The 23426-nt window shown below is 60.8% G+C and carries 20 protein-coding genes and 1 pseudogene; 11 read left to right on the forward strand and 10 right to left on the reverse strand.

From position 1 onward, the window contains the following. Positions 1–43: 43 nt before the first annotated feature. Positions 44–1390, forward strand: a complete 1347-nt coding sequence (locus CAG25_RS06390) for an OprD family porin (protein ID WP_085606620.1) — start codon at positions 44–46, stop codon at positions 1388–1390. Between the two features lie 123 nt (positions 1391–1513). Here CAG25_RS06390 and CAG25_RS06395 read toward each other — a convergent pair whose 3' ends face one another. Then, positions 1514–2353, reverse strand: a complete 840-nt coding sequence (locus CAG25_RS06395; protein WP_064599011.1) for a mechanosensitive ion channel family protein — start codon at positions 2351–2353, stop codon at positions 1514–1516. Between the two features lie 138 nt (positions 2354–2491). Beyond that, positions 2492–2977 (reverse strand): YajQ family cyclic di-GMP-binding protein, encoded by a 486-nt coding sequence (locus tag CAG25_RS06400; protein WP_011335651.1) that lies wholly within the window; start codon positions 2975–2977, stop codon positions 2492–2494. A 140-nt stretch (positions 2978–3117) separates the two neighbouring features. Between CAG25_RS06400 and CAG25_RS06405 the strand changes: the two genes are divergently transcribed. The 3 genes from CAG25_RS06405 to CAG25_RS06415 are packed head-to-tail and all read left to right on the forward strand — an operon-like array spanning position 3118 to position 6705. After that, entirely contained in the window at positions 3118–4035 is a 918-nt protein-coding gene (locus CAG25_RS06405) for a putative 2-dehydropantoate 2-reductase (RefSeq protein WP_085610810.1), read from the forward strand. A 45-nt stretch (positions 4036–4080) separates the two neighbouring features. Continuing rightward, the gene (locus tag CAG25_RS06410; protein WP_085610811.1) at positions 4081–6117 is read left to right on the forward strand and encodes a HAMP domain-containing sensor histidine kinase; all 2037 of its coding nucleotides are present in this window, start codon (positions 4081–4083) and stop codon (positions 6115–6117) included. 3 nt (positions 6118–6120) lie between these two features. Continuing rightward, positions 6121–6705: a cob(I)yrinic acid a,c-diamide adenosyltransferase gene (locus CAG25_RS06415; RefSeq protein WP_085610812.1), complete on the forward strand. Its 585-nt coding sequence runs from the start codon at positions 6121–6123 to the stop codon at positions 6703–6705. 136 nt (positions 6706–6841) lie between these two features. On the opposite strand, the gene CAG25_RS06420 is transcribed toward CAG25_RS06415, so the two are convergent. The 4 genes from CAG25_RS06420 to secA all read right to left on the reverse strand — a co-directional run bounded on the left by CAG25_RS06420 (position 6842) and on the right by secA (position 12556). Further along, the gene (locus CAG25_RS06420) at positions 6842–7786 is read right to left on the reverse strand and encodes a Nudix family hydrolase (RefSeq protein WP_085610813.1); all 945 of its coding nucleotides are present in this window, start codon (positions 7784–7786) and stop codon (positions 6842–6844) included. Then, the gene (locus CAG25_RS06425; RefSeq protein ID WP_085610814.1) at positions 7783–8415 is read right to left on the reverse strand and encodes a glutathione S-transferase family protein; all 633 of its coding nucleotides are present in this window, start codon (positions 8413–8415) and stop codon (positions 7783–7785) included. The genes CAG25_RS06420 and CAG25_RS06425 overlap by 4 nt, the downstream gene beginning before the upstream one ends. 62 nt (positions 8416–8477) lie before the next feature. Beyond that, on the reverse strand, positions 8478–9695 hold the full coding sequence (argJ, locus tag CAG25_RS06430; RefSeq protein WP_039765981.1) for a bifunctional glutamate N-acetyltransferase/amino-acid acetyltransferase ArgJ: 1218 nt from the start codon (positions 9693–9695) through the stop codon (positions 8478–8480). 122 nt (positions 9696–9817) lie between these two features. Continuing rightward, on the reverse strand, positions 9818–12556 hold the full coding sequence (gene secA, locus CAG25_RS06435) for a preprotein translocase subunit SecA (protein ID WP_085610815.1): 2739 nt from the start codon (positions 12554–12556) through the stop codon (positions 9818–9820). A gap of 307 nt (positions 12557–12863) precedes the next feature. On the opposite strand from secA, the gene CAG25_RS06440 reads away from it, so the two are divergent. Continuing rightward, positions 12864–13319 (forward strand): DUF721 domain-containing protein, encoded by a 456-nt coding sequence (locus CAG25_RS06440; RefSeq protein ID WP_085610816.1) that lies wholly within the window; start codon positions 12864–12866, stop codon positions 13317–13319. 11 nt (positions 13320–13330) lie between these two features. Here the strand turns inward: CAG25_RS06440 and CAG25_RS06445 are convergent, their stop codons facing one another. Next, positions 13331–14818 carry a helicase HerA-like domain-containing protein gene (locus CAG25_RS06445; RefSeq protein ID WP_085610976.1) on the reverse strand — a complete coding sequence of 496 codons (1488 nt, stop codon included), beginning with the start codon at positions 14816–14818 and terminating at the stop codon, positions 13331–13333. 187 nt (positions 14819–15005) lie between these two features. Here CAG25_RS06445 and CAG25_RS29070 point away from each other — a divergent pair. The 5 genes and pseudogenes from CAG25_RS29070 to CAG25_RS06465 all read left to right on the forward strand — a co-directional run. Next, positions 15006–16037 (forward strand): annotated as a pseudogene (locus CAG25_RS29070) (cache domain-containing protein); the annotation flags it as partial. Positions 16038–16130: 93 nt separating this feature from the next. Beyond that, the gene (locus CAG25_RS29075; RefSeq protein WP_371855245.1) at positions 16131–16895 is read left to right on the forward strand and encodes a methyl-accepting chemotaxis protein; all 765 of its coding nucleotides are present in this window, start codon (positions 16131–16133) and stop codon (positions 16893–16895) included. A gap of 159 nt (positions 16896–17054) precedes the next feature. Beyond that, positions 17055–18167, forward strand: a complete 1113-nt coding sequence (locus CAG25_RS06455; RefSeq protein ID WP_085610818.1) for a glycosyltransferase family 1 protein — start codon at positions 17055–17057, stop codon at positions 18165–18167. Continuing rightward, a complete protein-coding gene (locus tag CAG25_RS06460; RefSeq protein ID WP_085610819.1) occupies positions 18160–18936 on the forward strand; it encodes a DUF2334 domain-containing protein in 777 nt (258 codons plus the stop codon). Before CAG25_RS06455 ends, CAG25_RS06460 begins: the two co-directional genes overlap by 8 nt. After that, complete coding sequence (locus tag CAG25_RS06465) at positions 18933–19931, forward strand: lysylphosphatidylglycerol synthase transmembrane domain-containing protein (RefSeq protein WP_085610820.1); 999 nt, start codon at positions 18933–18935, stop codon at positions 19929–19931. Before CAG25_RS06460 ends, CAG25_RS06465 begins: the two co-directional genes overlap by 4 nt. On the opposite strand, the gene CAG25_RS28605 is transcribed toward CAG25_RS06465, so the two are convergent. Then, positions 19915–20091 carry a hypothetical protein gene (locus CAG25_RS28605; protein WP_007951232.1) on the reverse strand — a complete coding sequence of 59 codons (177 nt, stop codon included), beginning with the start codon at positions 20089–20091 and terminating at the stop codon, positions 19915–19917. The two genes, CAG25_RS06465 and CAG25_RS28605, sit on opposite strands and share 17 nt — an antisense overlap. Positions 20092–20149: 58 nt before the next feature. Continuing rightward, the gene (purU, locus tag CAG25_RS06470; RefSeq protein ID WP_011335666.1) at positions 20150–20998 is read right to left on the reverse strand and encodes a formyltetrahydrofolate deformylase; all 849 of its coding nucleotides are present in this window, start codon (positions 20996–20998) and stop codon (positions 20150–20152) included. A 339-nt stretch (positions 20999–21337) separates the two neighbouring features. On the opposite strand from purU, the gene mvaT reads away from it, so the two are divergent. Further along, positions 21338–21715: a histone-like nucleoid-structuring protein MvaT gene (gene mvaT, locus CAG25_RS06480; RefSeq protein WP_007951234.1), complete on the forward strand. Its 378-nt coding sequence runs from the start codon at positions 21338–21340 to the stop codon at positions 21713–21715. A gap of 100 nt (positions 21716–21815) precedes the next feature. Here mvaT and sbcB read toward each other — a convergent pair whose 3' ends face one another. Continuing rightward, complete coding sequence (gene sbcB, locus CAG25_RS06485) at positions 21816–23246, reverse strand: exodeoxyribonuclease I (RefSeq protein ID WP_085610822.1); 1431 nt, start codon at positions 23244–23246, stop codon at positions 21816–21818. Positions 23247–23426: the final 180 nt, after the last annotated feature.

Below are 23426 nucleotides of genomic sequence, written 5' to 3' on the forward strand. Positions count from 1 at the left end.
GTGGGACGGCAGTACTCTTCTAAAACCAAAGGAGCAAATCACGATGCGCGTGATGAAGTGGAGCATGATCGCACTGGCAGTTGCTGCAGCAGCCAGTACTCAAATGGCTACGGCCGCCCCGTTTGTAAGTGACCAGGCTGAAGCGAAAGGCTTCGTTGAAGACGCGAAAGCTGACTTGCTGATTCGCAACTATTACTTCAACCGTGACAACAAAGACGGTGCCCGTGACGTTAAAGACTGGACCCAGGGTATCTGGGGCAACTTCAGCTCCGGTTACACCCAAGGTACTGTTGGCGTCGGCGTTGATGCGTTCGGCTACCTGGCCATCAAACTGGACGGCGGCGCCGGCACCAGCGGCTCCGGCAACATGAGCCGCAGCAACGAATTCAATGCAAACGGTTCCCGCGACCCTGACGACAGCCAAGGCAAAGCCGGCGCTGCCATCAAGTTCCGCGTATCGAAAACCGAGCTGAAAATCGGTGACATGCAGCCTAGCACCGCTCCGGTGTTCGCTGTCGGCGGCTCCCGTATCCTTCCGCAAACTGCCAGCGGTTTCCAACTGCAGAGCAGCGAGATCAAAGACCTTGACCTCGAAGCCGGTCACTTCTACTCGGCAACCAGCCAGGACCGCAACTCCCGTGAAGGCGGTCTGTACGCGACCTACGCCGGCGTTGAAGCCAACACCATCGACTACTTCGGTGGCAAGTACGGCATCACCGAAAACCTGAGCGCATCGCTCTACGGCGCCAAACTGGAAGACATCTGGAACCAGTACTACGCCAACGTGAACCTCACCACTCCGTTCGGTGGTGACACCTCGCTGAACACCGACTTCAACATCTATCGCACCACCGACACCGGTAGCGCGAAAGCCGGTGACATCAGCAACACCGCGTTCTCCCTGGCCACCGCTCTCTCGTTCCTGAAAGCGCACACCATCACCCTGGCCTTCCAGAAGGTCAACGGCGACACTCCGTTCGACTACATCGGCGTGGGCAAGAACAACCGTGGCGGCGACTCGATCTTCCTCGCCAACTCCATCCAGTACTCTGACTTCAACGCCCCGGGCGAGAAGTCTGCCCAGATCCGTTACGACATCAAGATGGCCGAGTACGGCGTTCCAGGTCTGAGCTTCATGACCCGCTACGTTAAAGGCTGGGACATCGACGGCACCCACACTCCAGCAGGCAGCGCCTACGCTGGTCTGTATGGCGAAGATGGCAAACACAACGAAACCAACTTCGAAGCCAAATACGTAGTTCAGTCTGGCCCGGCCAAAGACCTGTCCTTCCGTATTCGTCAAGCCTGGCACTTCGCTAACGCCGACGAAGGCGAAGGCGATACCAAAGAGTTCCGTCTGATCGTCGACTACCCGCTGTCGCTTTTGTAATCGCACCGAGTTAGTTGCGGTAACAAAACAAAAAGGCCCATCTTCGGATGGGCCTTTTTTATTGCCTGTCACTTGTAATAGATGCCTGACCAATAAGTCAGGCAATTAATTAGCAACCTATCATTACACTGCCGATTCCTGAACCACACGAATCACTCGTTGTGGAAAAGGAATATCAATGCCTGCAGTCTTTAAACGATCACGCGACTGTTCGTTAAACATGAACATCACATCCCAGTAATCCGCAGTTTTAACCCATACCCGCAGGGAAACAGTGATCGAACTGTCACCCAGTGTCGAAATAACGGCCTGAGGTGCCGGATCCTGCAGAACGCGCTCATCCTTGGCCAGATCCAGCAGCACCTGACGGGCCTTTTGCAGATCGGCTTCGTAATCCACACCTACATCAAACACAACCTTGCGCGTTGGCTGACGGTTGGTGTTGGTGATGATGCCGTTCGACAGGTTGCCGTTCGGGACAATGATGGTCTTGTTGTCGCCAGTGCGCAGCACGGTGTGGAAAATCTGAATGCTGTCGACGGTACCCGCCACACCCTGAGCTTCGATCCAGTCACCGATGCGGAACGGACGGAACAGCAGAATCAGCACGCCGCCGGCGAAGTTCGCCAGGCTGCCCTGCAACGCCAGACCGATGGCCAGGCCGGCCGCACCGATTGCCGCGACGAACGAGGTAGTCTCGACGCCGATCATCGACGCCACGCTGACGATCAGCAGCACCTTGAGAATGATGTTGGCCAGGCTGCTGATGAAACCTTGCAGCGCCAGGTCGGCATTGCGCAGGGCCAGCAGGCCGCCGAGCTTTTGCGTGACCTTGTTGATCAGCCACCAGCCGATGGCCAGGGTAATCACCGCCAGCAACACACGGCTGCCGTATTCCATGATCATCGGAATCCACGCCTGGGACGCCTTGACCAGGTTGTCCACCTCAGCATTCAAATCCATCTTTTATCTCCTGATTGCCGGCTTCCCGGGCTGTAAAAAACCAGCGGCAGAAAGACCGAACCGAACAGGGCTCAATCGTTTCTGCCGTCGCTTGGGCCTCGGACGCATTAAACGCCGAGAGGTTCCCGACCGAAAAGCTTAGTCGCGGAAGTTGTTGAACTGCAGTGGCATGCCAAATTCCTTGGCACGCAGGGCCGCGATGGCTTCCTGCAGGTCGTCACGCTTCTTGCCGGTCACACGTACCTGCTCGCCCTGAATGGCGGCCTGCACCTTGAGCTTGGCTTCCTTGATGTGGCCGACGATTTTCTTCGCCAGTTCCTTGTCGATGCCTTCCTTGAGGACGGCGTCCTGCTTCATCAGCTTGCCCGAGGCGAAGGAGTCTTTGACTTCGAGGCACTGCACGTCGATCTTGCGCTTGACCAGGGCCAGCTTGAGGATCTCGATCATCGCTTCCAGCTGGAAATCGGCTTCAGCGGTCAGGTGGACGGTCAGGTCCTTTTCCTTGTATTCGAAGCTGCCCTTGCCTTTCAGGTCATAACGACGATCGAGTTCCTTCACGGCGTTCTCGACCGCGTTGGTGAGTTCGTGTTTGTCCAGTTCGGATACCACGTCGAACGACGGCATGTAAGTTCTCCAATAAAAAGGCGCGCTCGTACGGGACGCGGCGCGCTTGGCTTGCGGTTAAAATCGGGCTCATTATAACGGGTCTTTTCCCACCGACACGGCGAGCCTTGCATGCCAGTACCTTACCGAGTGAAAAACTGATGTCCACCCCCTGGCACGTCCTCGGCGCCGGAAGTCTCGGCACGCTCTGGGCCACACGCCTGGCCCGGGCCGGCCTGCCGGTTCGGTTGATCCTGCGCGACATTGACCGCTTGCACGACTATGCGACGGCGGGCGGCCTGACCCTCGTCGAGCAAGGCGTGGCCAGCAGCTACGCCATCCCTGGCGAAACCCCGGACAGCCCCGAACCGATCCGCCGCCTGCTGGTGGCCTGCAAGGCCTACGACGCCGATACGGCCGTAGCCGGGCTTGCCCATCGCCTGGCACCGGACGCCGAACTGATCCTTTTGCAGAACGGCCTCGGCAGCCAGGAAGCGGTCGCCGCGCGAGTCCCGCAGGCCCGCTGTATCAGCGCCTCCAGCACCGAAGGCGCTTTTCGCGACGGCGACTGGCGCGTGGTGTTCGCAGGCCATGGCTACACCTGGCTAGGGGACGCCGGTCATCCGGTAGCACCGATCTGGCTGGACGATCTCGAGGCGGCGAAAATCCCCCATGAATGGAGCGCCGACATCCTCACCCGTCTGTGGCGCAAGCTGGCACTCAACTGTGCAATCAATCCGCTGACGGTGCTGCACGACTGCCGCAACGGCGGCTTGCAGCAACATAACTGCGAGGTCGCCACCCTGTGCGGCGAACTGACCGAACTGCTCGAACGCTGCGGGCAACCGGCCGCGGCGGACAACCTGCAACAGGAAGTCGAACGGGTGATCCAGGCCACGGCGGCGAATTTCTCGTCCATGTACCAGGACGTGGCCAGTAAACGCCGCACCGAGATCAGTTATCTGCTCGGCCACGCCTGCAAGGTTGCAGAGCGTCATCAGTTGAACCTGCCTCATCTCAAGCAATTGCAGGAGCGCCTGAGCGCTCATCTGCACAGTCTCGGATTGCCCGTCGACTGAGCAGCGGCTACGCTGGCCACTTGTTCCTTTGCTGCGATAAACCTGATGCCATTGCGCCAGCGTCTTGAAAACCTGCCGGTCGGCCAGAAATTGTTGGCCGCCCTGCTGGTGCTGTTGACCACTGTGTTGCTGGTCGCCAACCTGACCTTTATCAGCGCCGCCTATTACATCTCCCAGGAAAGTATGGCCCCCCAGGCGTTGCAGACCATCGGCCGGCTGGTGTCGAACCCGAGCCTGGTGGCCGACGCCTTGCAGTCGCCACAAAGCGCCGAGCGTTTGCTCAAGGAGCTCGACAGCTATTCCCCGCTGCGTGCCGCCGCGCTGTATGACGGCAAGGGCGAACGCTTGGCGCAGTTGCAGCACGGCGACAAACTCAACCTGCCGGAACGCTACCGGCACATCGAAGCCTGGCAACTGACCGAGTTCCGCAGCAACCAGTTGATCACCCTGCCCCGCCCCGGCACCGCACCGGGCCACCTGTTGCTGGTGGCCAGCAGTGAACTGCCGGTGGCGTTCTACACCGGCACGCTCACCGCCAGTCTGGGGATTCTGATTTTCAGTGTGCTGCTGTGGCTGGTCATCGCCCGGCAGATCAAGCGCCTGATCACCCGGCCGATCCATCAGCTCGAAGAACTGTCCCGCCAGGTCACCCGCGAAGAGAACTACGCCCTGCGCGCCTCCCGGGGCAACCATGACGAAATCGGCAGTCTGGCCGAAGCGTTCAACACCATGCTCTCGCGCATCGAGGCCCGGGAGCAGCAACTCAAGCGCGCCCGCGATGACTCGCAAGCCGCCTACGATCAGGCCCAGGGTCTGGCTGAAGAAACCCGCCACACCAACCGCAAGCTGGAACTGGAAGTCCAGGTGCGCAGCAAGATCGAAAAAAAACTCACCGGGTTCCAGAACTACCTCAACAGCATCATCGACTCCATGCCCTCGGCGCTGATCGCCCTCGACGAACAGCTCTACGTCACCCAATGGAACCAGGAGGCCAGCGCCCTTTCCGGTACCCGGCTGGACGAAGCGCTCAACCAGCCGATCTTCCTCGCGTTCGAGCCGCTCAAGCCGTTCCTGCCGCAACTCAAGCAGACCGTCGAACAGCACACGGTGGCGAAAATCGAGCGGGTGACATGGTTCAAGGACGACGAGCCCAAGCACTACGCCCTGACCTTCTATCCGTTGATGGGCGGTGCCGGACGCGGCGTGGTGATCCGCATCGACGACATCACCCAGCGTCTGTCGCTGGAAGAAATGATGGTGCAGTCGGAGAAAATGCTGTCGGTCGGTGGCCTCGCCGCCGGCATGGCCCACGAAATCAACAATCCGCTGGGGGCGATCCTGCACAACGTGCAGAACATTCGCCGACGTCTGTCGCCAGACCTGCCGAAGAACCTCGAGCAGGCCGAGCAACTGGGCATCGAACTCGATACCGTGAACCGCTACCTGCAAGGCCGGGAAGTCCCGCAACTGCTCGACGGCATCCAGCAGGCCGGTGCGCGGGCGGCGAAAATCGTCACCCACATGCTCAGTTTCAGTCGCCGCAGCAACCGCCAGATGGCGCCGTGCGACCTGCCGGCGCTGATCGATCAAGCCGTGGAGATCGCCGGCAACGACTTTGACCTGGCCATCGGCTTCGACTTCAAGGGTCAGGCTATCATTCGCCAGTTCGACCCGGCGCTGGGCCCGGTGCCCGGCACTGCCAACGAACTCGAACAGGTGCTGCTGAACCTGCTGAAAAACGCCGCGCAGGCGATCCACCAGCGCGAAGATGACAGCGAGCCAGGGCGAATCACCCTGCGCACCCGTCTCAATCCACCATGGGCCGAGATTCAGGTCGAGGACAACGGCATCGGCATGAGCGAGAACGTGCGCAAGCGCACCTTCGAACCGTTCTTCACCACCAAGGAAATCGGCCAGGGCACGGGGCTCGGGCTGTCGGTGTCGTACTTCATCATCACCAACAACCACAAAGGGCAGATGGAAGTGCAGTCGGCGCCAGGGCAAGGCACCTGCTTCACCCTGCGCCTGCCACTGGCGCAACCGGCGCCCATCGCCGCCGAAACCAATCTACTACCGAGGTAAACCATGGGCTTTCGCTTGTCGAAGATCTACACCCGCACCGGCGACAAGGGCGAAACCGGACTGGGCGACGGCCGCCGGGTACCCAAGGATCACCCGCGCATCGAGGCCATTGGCGAGGTCGATACGCTGAACAGTCAGGTGGGCGTGCTGCTGGCCGGGTTGATCGCCGAGCGCGAAGCCTGCCCGGGGCTGAATGAGTTGATCGATGTGTTGGCGCCCTGCCAGCACCGTTTGTTCGACCTTGGCGGTGAACTGGCGATGCCGGAGTATCAGGCATTGAACACAGCAGAAATCGAACGGCTGGAAGCCGCTATTGATGTCTGGAATGAAGAATTGGGGCCGCTGGAGAATTTCATTCTGCCGGGCGGTTCGATGCTGATTGCCCAGGCCCATGTCTGTCGCAGCCTGGCGCGCAGTGCCGAGCGGCGTTGTCAGCATTTGAATGCGATCGAACCGTTGGCCGGGGTTGGCCTGGCGTATATCAATCGCTTGTCGGATCTGTTGTTTGTGGCGGCGAGGTTGATTGCGCGGCGCCAGGGTATCGTCGAGATTCTGTGGCAACCGGCGGCGAAACCTTCAGAGGTGTAGCGCCGATCAGGACGCCTTCGTCGGAACGCCGCCCGGAGCAAGCCCGCTCCCACAGTTGATCGAGTTCCTCCTGCGGCAATGCAATCAACCGTGGGAGCGGGCTTGCTCGCGAAGGGACATCAGCCTCAATAAAGAATCAGGCCTCAGGCCAGAACGCTCGAATCCCCGCCACACCCTGAGCCCCGGCATTCCACGCTTGTTCACGCTCCGCCGGTCCGACTCCGCCCAGCAGAAACACCGGCTTGCTGAAACCTTCGATCAGCGTCGACGCCTGCTCCCAGCCCAACGGCTGCGCATCCGGGTGAGTCAGGGTCGGTTGCACCGGCGACAGGGTCACGAAATCCACACCCATCTGCTCGGCCAGTGCCAGTTCTTCAGCGTTGTGGCAGGACGCCGCCAGCCAGCGCTCCGCCGGCAGCGGACGCCCCGCAGCCGCATACTTGCGCAACTGTGCCGAGGTGATGTGCCAGCCGGCGGCCGGGAAATCGCCCAGCCACTCGAACGGGCCCTTGATCATCAACTGCGCCTTGCCGGCGCACAGGCCGACCGCATCCACCGCCAGATCGCGGTACTTCGGGTCATAACCATTGGGCGCACGCAGCTGGATCAGCTTGATACCGCCGGCAATCGCCTTCTGGATACCGCGCAGCAAGGCCGGGGTTTCCAGGTCTTCCGGGGTGATCAGGTATTCAGCGGGCAGACGCGCCGCCGCGACGATCGGCTGGTTGGCCGCCGGGAATTCGTAATCCGTCAGCGCTCTGGCAGAAACCCAGGCCAAAGGCTGGCCTTCGGCGCCATGAGGTTCGCCGGTGAAGCTCGACACTTCCCAGACATCCAGCAACACCTGCTTGTCCGGATAATCGTGGCGCACTTTGATCAGCGGCCGGGCAGCGCCGACAACGATGCCCAACTCTTCGTGCAGCTCGCGGGCCAGGGCGGTCTGCACCGACTCGTCGGCTTCGACCTTGCCACCGGGAAATTCCCAGAGGCCGCCCTGATGCTGGGTATCGGCACGGCGGGCGATCAGAATTTTGCCGCTGCCATCACGAATGACGGCGGCGGCGACGTGTACGCGTTTCACGACTGCAATTCCTCCAGTCCGGCCTTTTGCCAGGCCTTTAAGGCTGGCCATTGGTAGACGGTTTCAACATAGGCTTGATCATCAGCCGGCAGCTTCACCTGATAGGTGCGCAGACGCACGGCAATCGGGGCGAAGAACGCATCGGCCAGCGACACCCGACCAAACAGGTAAGGCCCCGGTTCGGTCGCGACAGCACGGCATTCGGCCCACAGCGCGAGCATGCGCTCGACATCGACCTTCACTTCCGGCGGCACCGGATTGAGCGGCGCGTCGTGGCTCAGATTGAACGGCATGTGGTTGCGCATGGCGAAAAAGCCGCTGTGCATCTGCGCGCAGGCGGATCGCGCTTGGGCTCGGGCGAAGATATCGGTCGGCCAGAGTTGCTCGGAAGGAAACTGTTCGGCCAGGTATTCGGCAATCGCCAGAGAGTCGGCGACGGTGCCACGGGCGGTTTTCAACAGTGGCACCTTGGCGGTCGGCGAATGCGCCAGCAGCCGCTCACGGGTGTCGGGCTTGCCGAGTTTGACCAGTTCTTCGGTGTAGGGCGCGCCGGTCAGTTCAAGCGCCAGCGCCGCGCGCAGGGACCAGGAGGAAAGCAGTTTGTCGCCGATGATCAGGTGAAGGCTCATGTTCGGGTCCTTTCATGGGACAGAAGAAAAGGAGGTCCGCAGACCTCCTTCTTCGGCAGGGATCAGGTGCGGTATTCGGCGTTGATCTTCACGTACTCGTGGGACAGGTCGGTGGTCCAGATGGTTTCGCTGCAATCGCCGCGACCCAGTTCGATACGGATGGTGATTTCTTCCTGCTGCATCACTGCCGAGCCCTGGGCTTCGGTGTAAGTCGCGGCGCGGGCGCCACGGCTGGCGATGCACACCTCGCCAAGGAACACGTCGATCTTGCTCACGTCCAGATCCGGCACGCCGGCACGACCAACGGCAGCGAGGATTCGGCCCCAGTTCGGGTCGGACGCAAACAGTGCCGTCTTGATCAGCGGCGAGTGGGCCACGGTGTAGCCGACGTCCAGGCATTCCTGGTGATTGCCGCCGCCGTTGACTTCAACGGTCACGAACTTGGTCGCGCCTTCGCCGTCACGCACGATGGCCTGGGCCACGTCCATGCATACTTCGAACACAGCCTGCTTCAGCTTGGTGAACAGCTCGCCTTCGGCACGGGTGATTTCCGGCAGCGCAGCCTTGCCGGTAGCAATCAGCATGCAGCAGTCGTTGGTCGAGGTGTCGCCGTCGATGGTGATGCGGTTGAACGACTTGTTGGCGCCGTCCAGGATCAGGTTGTGCAGCACGTCGCGAGAGACTTTGGCGTCAGTGGCGATGTAACCGAGCATGGTCGCCATGTTCGGACGGATCATGCCCGCGCCCTTGCTGATGCCGGTGACGGTGATGGTCACGCCGTCATGCTGGAACTGGCGGCTGGCGCCTTTTGGCAGCGTGTCGGTGGTCATGATGCCGGTGGCGGCAGCTTCCCAGTTGTTTTCCGACAGGTCGTCCAGCGCGGCCTGCAGGGCGCCTTCGATCTTCTCGACCGGCAGCGGCTCGCCGATCACGCCAGTGGAATACGGCAGGATCTGGCTGGCATCCACGCCGGTCAGTTCAGCCAGTTTGGCGGTGGTGCGCTCGGCAGCAGCCAGGCCCGGTTCGCCGGTGCCGGCGTTGGCATTGCCGGTGTTGGTCAACAGGTAGCGCACAGCGTTCTGCACGCGTTTCTTGGCCAGGATCACCGGCGCTGCACAGAAAGCGTTCAACGTGAACACGCCCGCCACGGTGGAACCTTCGGCGCAACGCATCACGACGACATCCTTGCGCCCCGGGCGCTTGATGCCGGCCGAAGCGATACCGAGTTCAAAACCGGCAACCGGGTGCAACGTTGGCAAAGGACCAAGACCAACAGCCATGAATGCGCTCCTTACTCAATGATGTCAGCACCGCCAAGCGTAGTGACGGTGGTGTAAATGGCAAAACGCCGCGACGGCTGGTGCCGGTCGCGGCGCGGGTATTTCAGCGATTGAAACGGGTTTTACTGGATCTGCCCGTGGCAATGCTTGAATTTCTTGCCCGAACCGCAGTAGCACAGTTCGTTGCGGCCCAGCTTCTGCTCGTTGCGCACCGGGGCGGTGGCGAGTGCCACGTCGACCTCTTCACCGACCAGTGCTTCCGGTTGATCCAGACCTGGCGCTTCAGCGTGTTCGAACTGCATGCGGGCGGCCAGTGCTTCGGCTTCCTGACGCAGGCGTTGCTCTTCCTCGGCCGGATCTTCGCGGCGAACCTGAACGTGCGACAGCACACGGATCGAGTCGCGCTTGATCGAATCCAGCAGCTCGGAGAACAGCGTGAAGGACTCGCGCTTGTATTCCTGTTTGGGGTTTTTCTGCGCATAACCACGCAGGTGGATACCGTGACGCAGGTGATCCATGGTCGACAGGTGGTCTTTCCACAGGTCATCCAGAACGCGCAGCACGATCTGCTTCTCGAACGAGCGCAGGGCTTCGGCGCCAGCCTGGTCTTCTTTTTCGTTGTACGCGGCGATCAGCTCGTTCATCAGCTTTTCGCGCAGGGTTTCTTCGTACAGGTGATCGTCTTCGTCGAGCCATTGCTGGATCGGCAGCTTCACGCCGAAGTCGCTGGCGATCGACGCTTCCAGACCGGCCACGTCCCACTGTTCTGGCAGCGATTGCGGTGGAATGTGTGCGCTGACGGTGGCGTTCAGAACGTCCTGGCGGAAGTCAGCGATGGTTTCGCCGATGTTGTCCGCAGCCAGCAACGTGTTACGCATGTGATAGATCACTTTACGCTGTTCGTTGTTGACGTCGTCGAACTCGAGCAGTTGCTTGCGAATGTCGAAGTTGCGGCCTTCAACCTTGCGCTGTGCCTTCTCGATGGCGTTGGACACCATGCGGTGTTCGATCGCTTCGCCAGGCTGCATGCCCAGGGCTTTCATGAAGTTCTTCACCCGGTCGGAGGCGAAGATACGCATCAGGCTGTCTTCCAGCGACAGGTAGAAGCGGCTGGAACCGGCGTCACCCTGACGGCCGGCACGGCCACGCAGCTGGTTGTCGATACGACGGGATTCGTGACGCTCGGACGCGATTACCTGCAGACCGCCGGACTCCAGCACTTGCTGGTGACGCTTCTGCCAGTCGGCCTTGATCTGGGCGATCTGCTCAGGGGTCGGGTTTTCCAGCGACGCGACTTCAACTTCCCAGTTGCCGCCCAACAGGATGTCGGTACCACGACCGGCCATGTTGGTAGCGATGGTCAGTGCGCCCGGACGACCGGCCTGTGCGATGATTTCAGCTTCTTTTTCGTGGAACTTGGCGTTCAGAACCTTGTGTTCGATGCCTTCCTTCTCGAGCAATGCGGACATGTGCTCGGAGGTTTCGATGGTCGCAGTACCCACCAGCACCGGACGGCCGGCGGCCATGCTTTCCTTGATGTCATTGACGATCGCCGCGTATTTCTCTTCGGCGGTCAGGAACACCAGGTCGTTGTAATCCTTACGGGCCAACGGCTTGTTGGTCGGGATCACGATGACCTGCAGGCCATAGATCTGATGGAATTCGAACGCTTCGGTGTCGGCGGTACCGGTCATGCCGGACAGCTTTTCGTAGAGGCGGAAGTAGTTCTGGAACGTGGTCGATGCCAGGGTCTGGCTCTCGGCCTGGATGTTCAGGCCTTCCTTGGCTTCGATAGCCTGGTGCAGGCCCTCGGACAGACGACGACCCGGCATGGTACGACCGGTGTGTTCGTCGACCAGCACGACCTGACCGTCCTGCACGATGTATTCGACGTTGCGATGGAACAGCTTGTGCGCACGCAGACCGGCATAAACGTGAGTCAGCAGGCTCAGGTTATGCGCCGAGTACAGGCTCTCGCCTTCGGCCAGCAGACCGATGCTGGTCAGTTGGTCTTCGATGAACTGGTGACCGGCTTCGTTGAGTTCGACCTGACGGGTCTTCTCGTCGACGGTGTAATGGCCTTCCTGGGTGACTTCGCCTTCGACTTCTTCGACGTGCAGCTTGAGTTTCGGGATCAGCTTGTTGATCTCGATATACAGCTTGGAGCTGTCCTCGGCCTGACCGGAAATGATCAGCGGAGTACGCGCTTCGTCGATGAGGATGGAGTCGACTTCGTCGATCACGGCAAAGTTGAGTTCGCGCTGGAATTTCTCTTCCATGCTGAACGCCATGTTGTCGCGCAGGTAGTCGAACCCGAATTCGTTGTTGGTACCGTAGGTGATGTCGGCAGCGTAGGCGGCGCGCTTCTCTTCCGGCGGCTGGAACGGCGTCACGATACCGACGCTCAGACCGAGGAATTCATACAGCGGACGCATCCAGTTGGCGTCGCGGCGGGCCAGGTAATCGTTCACGGTCACAACGTGCACGCCCTTGCCGGACAGCGCGTTGAGGTAAACGCCCAGGGTACCCACCAGGGTCTTGCCTTCACCGGTGCGCATTTCGGCAATCTTGCCTTCGTGCAGGGTCATGCCGCCGATCAGCTGGACGTCGAAGTGGCGCATGCCCATGACACGCTTGCCGGCTTCGCGGGCGACCGCAAAGGCTTCCGGCAACAGCTTGTCGAGGGTCTCCCCCTTGGCAATGCGGTCCTTGAACTCTGCGGTCTTGGCGCGCAGTTGATCGTCCGAGAGGGCGACCATCTTCTCTTCGAAGGCATTGACGAGCTGCACCGTCTTGAGCATGCGTTTGACTTCACGCTCGTTCTTGCTTCCAAAAAGTTTCTTTAACAAAGGCGCAAACATATCGGCAGGATCTTCCACACTAAAGGGATGGAGGGCGGCCCCGTGAGTCGCCCGTGCAGCCCTCATGGCCGCATGCGAACGAGCATTCTACCCGGAAACGGTGGTGAGGAAAGTGGGGATATTCCACGATGCTGGCACTGCGCTTTGACGGGGCTCACTTAAAATAGGGGCGTTTTGCTCAACTTCAAGCCGTACAGGGAAGAAGTTAGTCGTTGATTTAATGGGCAAAGCAGGGACAAAAGCAATGGGCGAGTGAAATGGGTGCCATCTGCTACCATGGCGCCTCTGTCACTTCAGGTCCTAGATCATGGCATTTCGCCCTCTCACAGCCAGAGCGCCCGCCGTTCTGCTACGCGAAGCCAGGCCGTTGAAAGCCATCCTCGGTCATGCCCAGCGTCTGGCCCATCTGCAACGTCTGCTCGAAAGCCAGCTGCAACCTGCCGCCCGCGCGCACTGCCACGTGGCCAAGTGGCGCGAAGGCGAGCTGCTGCTGATCGTCACCGACGGCCATTGGGCTACGCGCCTGCGCTATCAGCAGAAACGCCTGCAACGGCAACTGCAGATGTTCGATGAGTTCGCCAATCTGACACGGATCAAATTCGCCGTGCGGCCACCGACCCTCCAGCGCGAGGCGAACGGGCCGACGATCGACCTGTCGACGGATGCGGCGGCGACCATCCAGGCCACCGCCGACGGGATCAGCGATCCGAATCTGCGAGCGGCACTGGAACGACTGGCCGCCCACGCCAAACCTAAACCCTGAGCCTTGGTTGATCAGCGGCGTTTGCTGCCCCCGAGCAATGACCCCATCAGACCGCGCACCAACTGTTTACCCAGCGAATTCGCCGCCTGGCGCATCGCAGACTTGAGCGCCTGCCCCGCGGCCGTACCAAGGAACTCCCCAGCCTTGTCCGCCAGGCTCGGCTCCTCAATCGCCGGTTTGCCCGGCGCCGCTTCCGCCTCCGGTCCCAGCCCCTTGCGGCCCATCAGAATTTCATAGGCCGACTCCCGGTCGATCGGCTTGTCATAACGCCCCTTGAACGGCGAACCGGCAATCAACACCGTGCGTTCGGTCTCGGTCAACGGTCCGATCCGCGATTGCGGCGGTGCCACCAGCACCCGCTGCACCATTTCCGGCGTGCCCTTCTCTTGCAGCGTGCCGACCAAAGCCTCGCCGATCCCGAGTTCGGTGAGCACCGTTAACGTGTCGAACGCCGGATTCGGCCGGAAGCCATCCGCCACCGCCCGCAGGGATTTCTGTTCCTTGGCGGTAAATGCGCGCAACCCATGCTGAATCCGCAGCCCCAGTTGCGCCAGCACGTCGTCCGGCAGGTCGCCCGGCGACTGGGTGACGAAATACACGCCCACGCCTTTCGAGCGAATCAGCCGCACAACTTGTTCCAGGCGCTCCTGCAAGGCCTTGGGCGTGTCGCCGAACAACAAATGCGCCTCATCAAAAAACAATGCCAGTAGCGGTTTGTCGGCATCGCCGCGTTCCGGCAATTGCTCGAACAGCTCGGCCAGCAGCCACAACAGGAAGGTCGCGTAGACCTTCGGCGCCTCATGCACCAGACGACTGGCGTCGAGCAGATGAATGCGGCCGCGACCATCGGCGGTCGGCTGCAGAATGTCCTCCAGTTGCAGCGCCGGCTCGCCGAACAACGCCTCGGCGCCCTGCTGCTCCAGCGTGGCCAGACGCCGCAACAGCGCCTGGCTGGAGCCGGTGGTGAACAGCGCCGCGTCTTCGCCCAACAGCTGCGGATTGTCCTTGAGGTGATTGAGCAGCGCTTTCAGGTCTTTGAGATCCAGCAGCAACAGGCCTTCGCGATCCGCCACCTTGAAAGCGGCGTACAGCGCCGATTGCTGGCTGTCGGTCAGCTCCAGCAGGGCGCCGATCAGCAGCGGGCCCATTTCGCTCAGCGTGGTGCGCAACGGATGACCGGACTGACCGTGAATGTCCCACAAGGTCACGGGATACGCTTGAGGCTTGTGATTGAGCCACGGCATGCCGGCGATGCGCTCGGCAATCTTGCCCTGGGGATTGCCGGCAGCACCGAGGCCGCACAGGTCGCCCTTGACGTCGGCGGCGAACACCGCGACGCCGGCGTCGCTGAACGCCTCGGCCAGACGCTGCAAGGTGACGGTCTTGCCGGTACCGGTGGCCCCGGCCACCAGCCCGTGACGGTTGGCCAGGCGCATGGCCTGGGCGATGGGTTGCCCGGCGAGGTCGGCGCCGATTACGAGTTGCAAGGAGTCAGGCATTTGGTCACCCAATGGTTAATCTTTGTCGAGCATGGCCGATAGCTAAAGGTGACAGATGCGACTGACATCCGCATCGGAGATTTCCCTAAGGAGAAGCGGAAATACCTGCTTGTACTCATCAAGCCCACCTAGCGAGCATCTATAGAAGCACGCCCTGAATAATAAGACCTTAGCGGAACCCCAAGCCATGAACAAAAATCTGCGTTTCAGCCATAAAATTTTGCTTGCCGCCGCCCTCATCGTCATTGCCGCCTTCGCCTCGTTCACGCTGTACAACGACTGGTTGCAACGCAATGCGATCCGCGAGGACCTGGACAATTACCTCAACGAGATGGGCGAGGTCACAGCCGACAACATCCAGACCTGGCTCAGCGGGCGCATCCTGCTGATCGAGAACGCTGCCCAGAACATCGCCATCAATCCCGAGCCTGCCGCCGTCGCCAGCCTGCTGGAACAGAAAGCTCTGACCTCGACCTTCATGGCGTCCTACCTCGGCGATGCCACCGGGCACTTCACCATCCGCCCGGATGCGAAGATGCCGGACGGTTTCGATCCGCGCGTTCGCCCCTGGTATAAAGGTGCGGAAAGCAGCAGCACCTCGACCCTGACCGAACCGTACATCGACGCCGCCACCGGCCAGACCATCATTTCCATCGCCACTGCCGCGAAAAAGGCCGGCCAGAGCGTGGGCGTGGTGGGCGGCGATCTGAGCCTGCAAACCCTGATCAACACCCTCAGCGCCCGGGACTTCTCCGGCATGGGCTACGCGTTCCTGGTCAGCGCCGACGGCAAGATCCTGGTGCACCCGGACAAGGCCCTGGTGATGAAATCACTGAAGGAAGCCTATCCGCAGGACACCCCGCGCATCAGCAGTGACTTCACTGAAGTCACCGTCGACGGCAAGACCCGCATCGTCAACTTCACCCCGATCAAAGGCCTGCCGTCGGTGAACTGGTACATCGGCCTGTCGGTGGACAAAGACAAAGCCTTCTCGATGCTCAGCGAATTCCGCACCTCGGCCGTGATCGCGACCGTGATTGCAGTGGCGATCATCATTGCCCTGCTCGGCATGCTGATCCGCATCCTGATCCAGCCGCTGCATGTCATGACCCGCGCCATGGAAGACATCGCCGACGGCGAAGGCGACCTGACCAAGCGCCTGACCATTCAGAACCAGGACGAATTCGGCGTGCTCGGCACGGCGTTCAACCGTTTCGTCGAACGTATCCACGGCTCGATCCGCGAAGTGTCGTCGGCCACCGGCCAGGTCAACGAAGTCGCCCTGCGGGTAGTCGCGGCCTCGAACTCGTCGATGTACAACTCCGACCAGCAAGCCTCGCGCACCAACAGCGTGGCGGCGGCGATCAACCAGCTCGGCGCCGCCGCCCAGGAAATCGCTCGCAACGCCGCACAAGCCTCGACCCAGGCCAGCGACGCCCGTGGCCTGGCTGAAGACGGCCAGCAAGTGGTGGAGCGCAGCATCAAGGCAATGAATCAACTGTCGAGCATGCTCAGCGCATCCAGCAGCAATATCGAATCGCTGAACAGCAAAACCGTGAACATCGGCCAGATTCTGGAAGTGATCACCAGCATTTCCCAGCAGACCAACCTGCTGGCGCTCAACGCGGCCATCGAGGCAGCACGTGCCGGTGAAGCCGGGCGCGGATTTGCGGTGGTGGCGGACGAGGTGCGCAACCTCGCCCACCGCACCCAGGAATCGGCGCAACAGGTGCAGACCATGATCGAGGAACTGCAAGTCGGCGCCCGCGAATCCGTCAGCACCATGAGCGACAGCCAGCGACACAGCCAGGACAGCGTGGACATCGCCAACCTCGCCGGCGAGCGCCTGAACAGCGTGACCCAGCGCATTGGTGAAATCGACGGGATGAACCAGTCGGTGGCGACCGCGACCGAGGAACAGACTGCCGTGGTCGAGTCGATCAACGTGGATATTACCGAGATCAATACGCTGAACCAGGAAGGTGTCGAGAACTTGCAGGCGACGTTGCGTGCCTGCTCGGATCTGGAGCAGCAGGCTTCGCGCTTGAAGCAACTGGTTGGCAGCTTCCGCATTTAAAGCCGTTCTGCCGGTCGTCTTCGTCGGTTCATTGCCATCCGACGAAGACGACCGGCAATCCCTCCGAAACCGACCTTGCGCCCCACCGCGAAACCCCGACCGAACATCTATTCTTGATAAAGGTCAACCAAGGGAGATCACTGCGGAGGGACGTTCACCGTGCATATCGCTGACATCACCATGTTCTACGCCCCGGCCAGCGGCGGCGTGCGCACCTATCTGGATGCCAAGCACCGTCGGCTGGGGGTCAAGCCCGGCATCCGCCACAGCCTGCTGATCCCCGGGGCGGATTTTGGTGAGTCTGATGGCGTTTATACGGTTCCCGCCCCTGCCCTGCCCTTCGGCAAGGGCTATCGCTTTCCCCTGCGCCTGGCCCCTTGGCGAAACGTTCTGCAGGATCTGCAACCCGATCTGATCGAAGTCGGCGACCCGTACCTCACCGCCTGGGCCGCGCTCGATGCACGGCGACAACTGGATGTGCCGGTGATCGGTTTCTACCACTCGGACCTGCCGCTGCTGGTGGGCAACCGCATGGGCCATTGGGTCACGCCAAATGTCGATGCGTATGTGCGCAAGTTGTACGGCAATTTCGACCGGGTGCTGGCGCCCAGCCAGGTCATGGCCGACAAGCTCAGCAGGCTGGGGGTACGCAACGTATATGTGCAGCCCCTGGGCGTTGACCTTCAGACCTTCCACCCGGATGCCCGCGACGCTGGATTACGCGCCGAGCTGGGGATCGCCGAGGACACGCGCCTGCTGATCTTTGCCGGTCGCGGTTCCAAAGAGAAAAACCTGCCGGTGCTGCTCGATTGCATGAAACGCCTGGGGCCGCGTTATCACCTGCTGCTGGTCGGCTCGTCGATGCCGGCGTCCGTCCCGGACAATGTCAGCGTGATCGATCGGTTCTGCCCGGCCGCCCAGGTCGCGCGGTTGATGGCCAGCGCCGACGCGCTGATCCATGCCGGCGATCAGGAAACCTTCGGTTTGGTGATCTTGGAGGCCATGGCTTGTGGCATTCCGGTGGTGGCGGTGGCGGCAGGAGCGTTCGAGGAAATCGTCAGCGAATCCTGCGGCCTGCTCTGCGCGCCGAACAATGCGCAAGCCATGGCCAATGCCGTGCGCGAACTGTTCAGTCGCGGGACTGACGTACTCGGTCGACAGGCACGCCAACATGTCGAACGGTATTACGCCTGGGACACGGTGGTCGACAGCCTGCTGAGCCATTACCACGCGGTACTCGGCGATTCGGTTCCTCGGGTGGCCAATGGCTGAATTTCACGAACGTCCGGCGGTAATGCTGGTGCTGCATGACGTAGCACCCTCCACATGGGCCGATTATCGAGCCTTCGTCGAAGCCGTTGACCGGTTGGGCAATGTCCCGATGACGTGGCTGGTGGTCCCGGACTTCCATCGCCACGATGCCCTTGAGGTCCACCCCGAGTTCTGTCGAATGCTCGACCAGCGCGTCGCACGCGGCGATGAACTGGCCCTGCACGGCCACTTTCATGAGGACACCGAGCCCGGCCCGCGTACTGCTCGCGACTGGTTCATGCGCCGGGTCTACACCCATGAAGGCGAGTTCTATCAGTTGTCCCGTGAAGCCGCCCTCGCCCGCCTGCGCCCGGGCATCGATCTGTTTCGACGCCACGGCTGGCCGCTGCACGGTTTCGTGGCCCCGGCCTGGTTGATGAGCGCCGGCACCCGTCAGGCACTGCGCGAATTGCCGCTGCGCTACACCAGCGATCCACAGCATCTTTATCACTTGCCGGATTTCGCGGCGGTCGAGGCCCCCGGACTGGTGTGGAGCGCGCGCAGTGCCTGGCGTCGCGGGGTGTCGAAGATTGTCAGCGAACAGCGAGAGCAGCGCTGGCGTCAGGCGCCGGTGATTCGTCTAGGCTTGCACCCGGTGGACATGCGTCACCGCTTTTCCCGGGATTACTGGTGGCGCACCCTTGAACGACTGCTGGCGGACGGACGCGTGCCCATGACCAAAATCGACTGGCTGACACGCCAGCGCACTCAAGCCGAGCGTGCCGCTTGAGCCGCGGCATTCTGCTGATGATCGGCCTGTTGGTGGCCGTGGCGGTGCCCGTCCTGCTCGGCGGCGGTGAGACCTGGGAGCGCTTGCAGGCTTTTCCGCTGAATTGGCTGTTGATCATGTTCGCCATGGTGCTGCTGTGCTGGGGCATCAACACCTTGCGCCTGCGGCTGCTGCTCGGCGATCAGCGTGACAGGGTCACGCCCGTGAAAAGCCTCGGGGTGGTGATGGCGGCCGAATTCGCCTGGTGCGCCACGCCCGGCGGCAGCGGAGGGCCGTTGACGATCATGGCGCTGCTGGCGCGCAGCGGCGTGCGCCCGGCCCGGGGCAGCGCCGTGTTTGCGATGGATCAGTTGAGCGATCTGCTGTTTTTTCTCTGCGCCCTGAGCGGAATTCTGATCTACGCGCTGTTCCAGCATCTGAGTGATCGTATGGAATGGCTGCTGATTGTCAGCGCCGTGTCATTGTCCGGGGGCTTACTGAGCTGCATATTGGTCGCGCGCTATCACCGCCGTTTGATCCGCTTGAGCGGACGACTGCTGGCCGGGATGAACATCGAACCGCGAACTCGACGGCGCTGGGCGCGGCAGTTACTGCACTTTCTGGCAGCTTTCACCGATGCGCTGAAGTTGCCCTGGGCGACATTGATCAAGGTGTTCGTCCTGACCTGCGTGCATTGGTCGCTGCGATACAGCGTGCTGTATCTGGCGTTGCGCGGGCTGGGGACGGATGTGCAGTGGGCCTGGACTTTTCTGATCCAGATGCTTTCGCTGGGAGCGGGGCAATTCAGCCTGTTGCCGGGCGGTGCCGGTGCAGCGGAATTGACCTCGGCGGCGCTGCTGGCGCCGATGGTCGGCAAGTCCACCGCGGCGGCGGCGATCCTGATCTGGCGGGTGGTGACGTATTACTTCTATCTGCTGGTGGGTGGCCCGGTGTTTCTATTGATGCTGGGCCGGCCGTTGCTGAAAAAGCTGCTGAGCGTCAGACAGGCTTCTTGAGGTCATCCTCTTCGTCCTTGAGCTGTTCCCACAGTTCGGCAGCACCGGGAAACTCCGTGCCGTCCTCCGGGCTCAGGTCATCCGGGTCATAACGACTCAGGCAGCCTTCGCCCAGGGTGGCGGGTGCCTTGGAAGTGGCTTTGTCCAGTGGATCGCTCATCGGTCATTCCTCACGGTCCATGGATCGCTCCCACGCTCTGCGTGGGAGCGAACCTGAATCAGAACACCACGGTCTTGTTGCCGTGCACCAGCACGCGGTCTTCCAGGTGATAGCGCAGGCCACGGGCCAGCACCATCTTCTCGACGTCACGGCCGAAACGCACCATGTCTTCAATACTGTCGCTGTGGCTGACACGCACCACGTCCTGCTCGATGATCGGGCCGGCATCCAGCTCTTCGGTCACGTAGTGGCAGGTCGCACCGATCAGCTTCACGCCGCGCATCGAAGCCTGATGGTACGGCTTGGCACCGACGAACGACGGCAGGAAGCTGTGGTGAATGTTGATGACCTTGTGCGCGTATTCGCGGCACATGTCCGGCGGCAGGATCTGCATGTAGCGCGCCAGCACCACCACTTCGGCGTCGTGCTGCTTGACCAGACGCGACACTTCGTCGAAGGCCGGTTGCTTGTCCTGCGGATTGACCGGCACGTGGTAATAAGGAATGCCGTGCCACTCGACCATGCTGCGCAGGTCGTCGTGGTTGGAAATCACGCAGGATATCTCGCAATCCAGCTCGTCGCTGTGCCAGCGGTGCAGCAGATCAGCCAGGCAGTGGGATTCGCGGCTGGCCATCAGCACCACGCGTTTTTTCTGCTCGGTGTCGGTGATGCGCCAGTCCATCGAGAACTCTTCGGCGATCGGTGCAAACTTCTCGCGCAACACCTCGATACCGAAAGGCAGGGAATCGGCACGGATTTCGTGACGCATGAAGAACCAGCCGACCTGGTTATCCGAGTGGTGGCTCGCTTCAGTGATCCAGCCATTGTGGGCCGCCAGAAAGTTACTGACTTTGGCAACGATGCCAACGCGGTCCGGGCAAGAAATCACCAACCGAAAAGTGCGCATGAGGGGGAAACTCCAGAACTTCGCAAAGGCCGCCATTCTAGCGACTGCGCGGGAAAACTGCAGTATTGATGACCCACGGAGCCTCACCGCAGCCCGTCGCAGCTTTTTTGACGCGTGTAAACGCCAGAATGATGGCGTTGCAATAGCCATGCTTGAACAGAGCTGTGTGAATATCTGTGAAGACTCCATCACAATATTTAACTGAACATTCAATTCAGGGCTTTTCAACGTAACTAATTCAAATAAAAACCCCGGTTAAATGTTTACTTGATGAAACAGCCTGACTATTATTGCCGCACTGTCCCCTGCCATCGCGCACTCCCACATAAGGTAGTAATCATGTCCTTGATCAACGAATATCGTGCCACCGAAGAAGCTATCAAAGAGCTGCAAGCCCGTTTGAAGAACCTGTCGCAAGACGACAAACTGCAAGCCGAGCTGGAATTCGAAGGCAAACTGCGCACACTGATGGGCGAATATTCCAAATCCCTGCGCGACATCATCGCGCTGCTGGATCCAGAGTCCAAAACCAAGGCTCCACGTGGCGGCGCAGCCAAAACTACCGGCACCAAGCGTGCTCGCAAAGTTAAGCAATACAAGAACCCGCACAACGGCGAAGTCATCGAAACCAAAGGTGGCAACCACAAAACTCTGAAAGAGTGGAAAGCCAAGTGGGGCGGTGACGTGGTTGAAGGCTGGGCTACCCTGCTGGGCTAAGCCGCAACCCTTGTCGCAGAGCGCTTCTGTGATACAAAAAACGCCAGCGAACGCTGGCGTTTTTTTATGCCCGACATTCAAGCGCCGGACATGTTCGATTTCAAAGATTCAAACGTTTGCGCAATGCCTGGACATAGTTCTGCCATTCAACCAGCACCTCGGCCTGCATCGGCGCAGCACTAACCCGCCATTGCTCCATGGCCTCGGCAAAAGATTGCAAGGTATTAGGCGCCCCCCACTCCGGCTCGGACAGGCGTTGCCGACGAAAGATTTTCCAGCGCTCTTGCTCTTCGAAATTCAACGTATCGGGAAAGTTACGTGCTCGATATCGAAACAACAATTCAGGCAAACGTTCGTCATCGAACGGCCATTGCTCTCGCGCCAATTGAGCAGGATCGGTCGCCCTCACTTGCTCACATAAACGACGATCGCGATCACCGATAAATCCGTCGTACAACTGTTGTTCGGGATCTTCACTCGAGGTGAAATCTTCGCTGGCATAAATCGCCGAGACTTTATCTTTCCAAACTTGTTGTGCGTCACTTAGTCGCAAGGCACGTGCCTGATACAACGCCATGTCCAGACCCAGACGCTGTTGATCTTCAGCACGCAGCACCGCCAACGGCGCCACCACCGGGCACTTGTTGATGTGAATAAGTTTGAGCGGCACCGGCAACTCGTCTTCGGCCAGCTCGTCACGCCGGGTATACAGGCGCTGACGCAAAGTTTCGGCATCCAGGTCGAGCAGCCCCTGCGGATCCAGGTGCAGATCACAAACGATCAACGCGTTCTTGTTGCGTGGGTGCCAGGCCAGCGGCAGCACCACGCCGATATAACTGCGCGCGGCCGAGAAGCGGCCGGAAATGTGCACCATCGGCTGCAACAGGCGAATCTGGTCCATGACCTTCTGTTTGCTGCGCAACTGGAACAGCCAGTCATACAGCCTCGGCTGCTTCTGGCGGATCAACCGGGCCAGGGCAATCGTGGCGCGAACATCCGACAATGCTTCGTGAGCATTGCCGTGATCGATGCCATTGGCGGCGGTCAGGCGTTCGAGCTTGAGCGTCACCCGGCCTTCATCATCGGTCGGCCAGACCAGACCATCGGGGCGCAATGCGTAGGCGGCGCGCACCACATCGATCAAGTCCCAGCGACTGTTACCGCCCTGCCATTCACGGGCGTAGGGATCGAAAAAGTTGCGGTACAGGCTGTAGCGGGTCATCTCGTCGTCGAAACGCAGGGTGTTGTACCCGGCGCCGCAGGTGCCGGGAGCCGCGAGCTGGGCGTGGACCCGGGTCATGAAGTCGGCTTCGCTCAAGCCTTGCTCGGCGAGACGACTCGGCGTGATGCCGGTGATCGCGCACGCCGCCGGGTGCGGCAGGATGTCTTCGCTGGGCTGGCAGTAGAGATTGACCGGCGCATCGATTTCGTTGAGTTCATGGTCGGTGCGGATCCCGGCCACCTGCAACGGGCGGTCGCATCGGGGATTGATGCCGGTGGTTTCGTAGTCGTACCAGAAGATGGAAGTCACGGGCGGTTCCTGAACTGAAGATCGGCAAAGTCTAGGCGTTCGACCGCCGTCGCGGCCAGCACCGCATCATTCAGTCACCTTTGGTTGAAGGATGTGTATGACATAGTTATGTCGTTTCCCCCCGAGAGGCTGCTAGCATCGGACGCACTTGCATCCCGATCCGGCAACATCAGGTAGCCC

The organism is Pseudomonas sp. B16(2017), assembly GCF_002113205.1.
GTDB lineage: Bacteria > Pseudomonadota > Gammaproteobacteria > Pseudomonadales > Pseudomonadaceae > Aquipseudomonas > Aquipseudomonas pharyngis.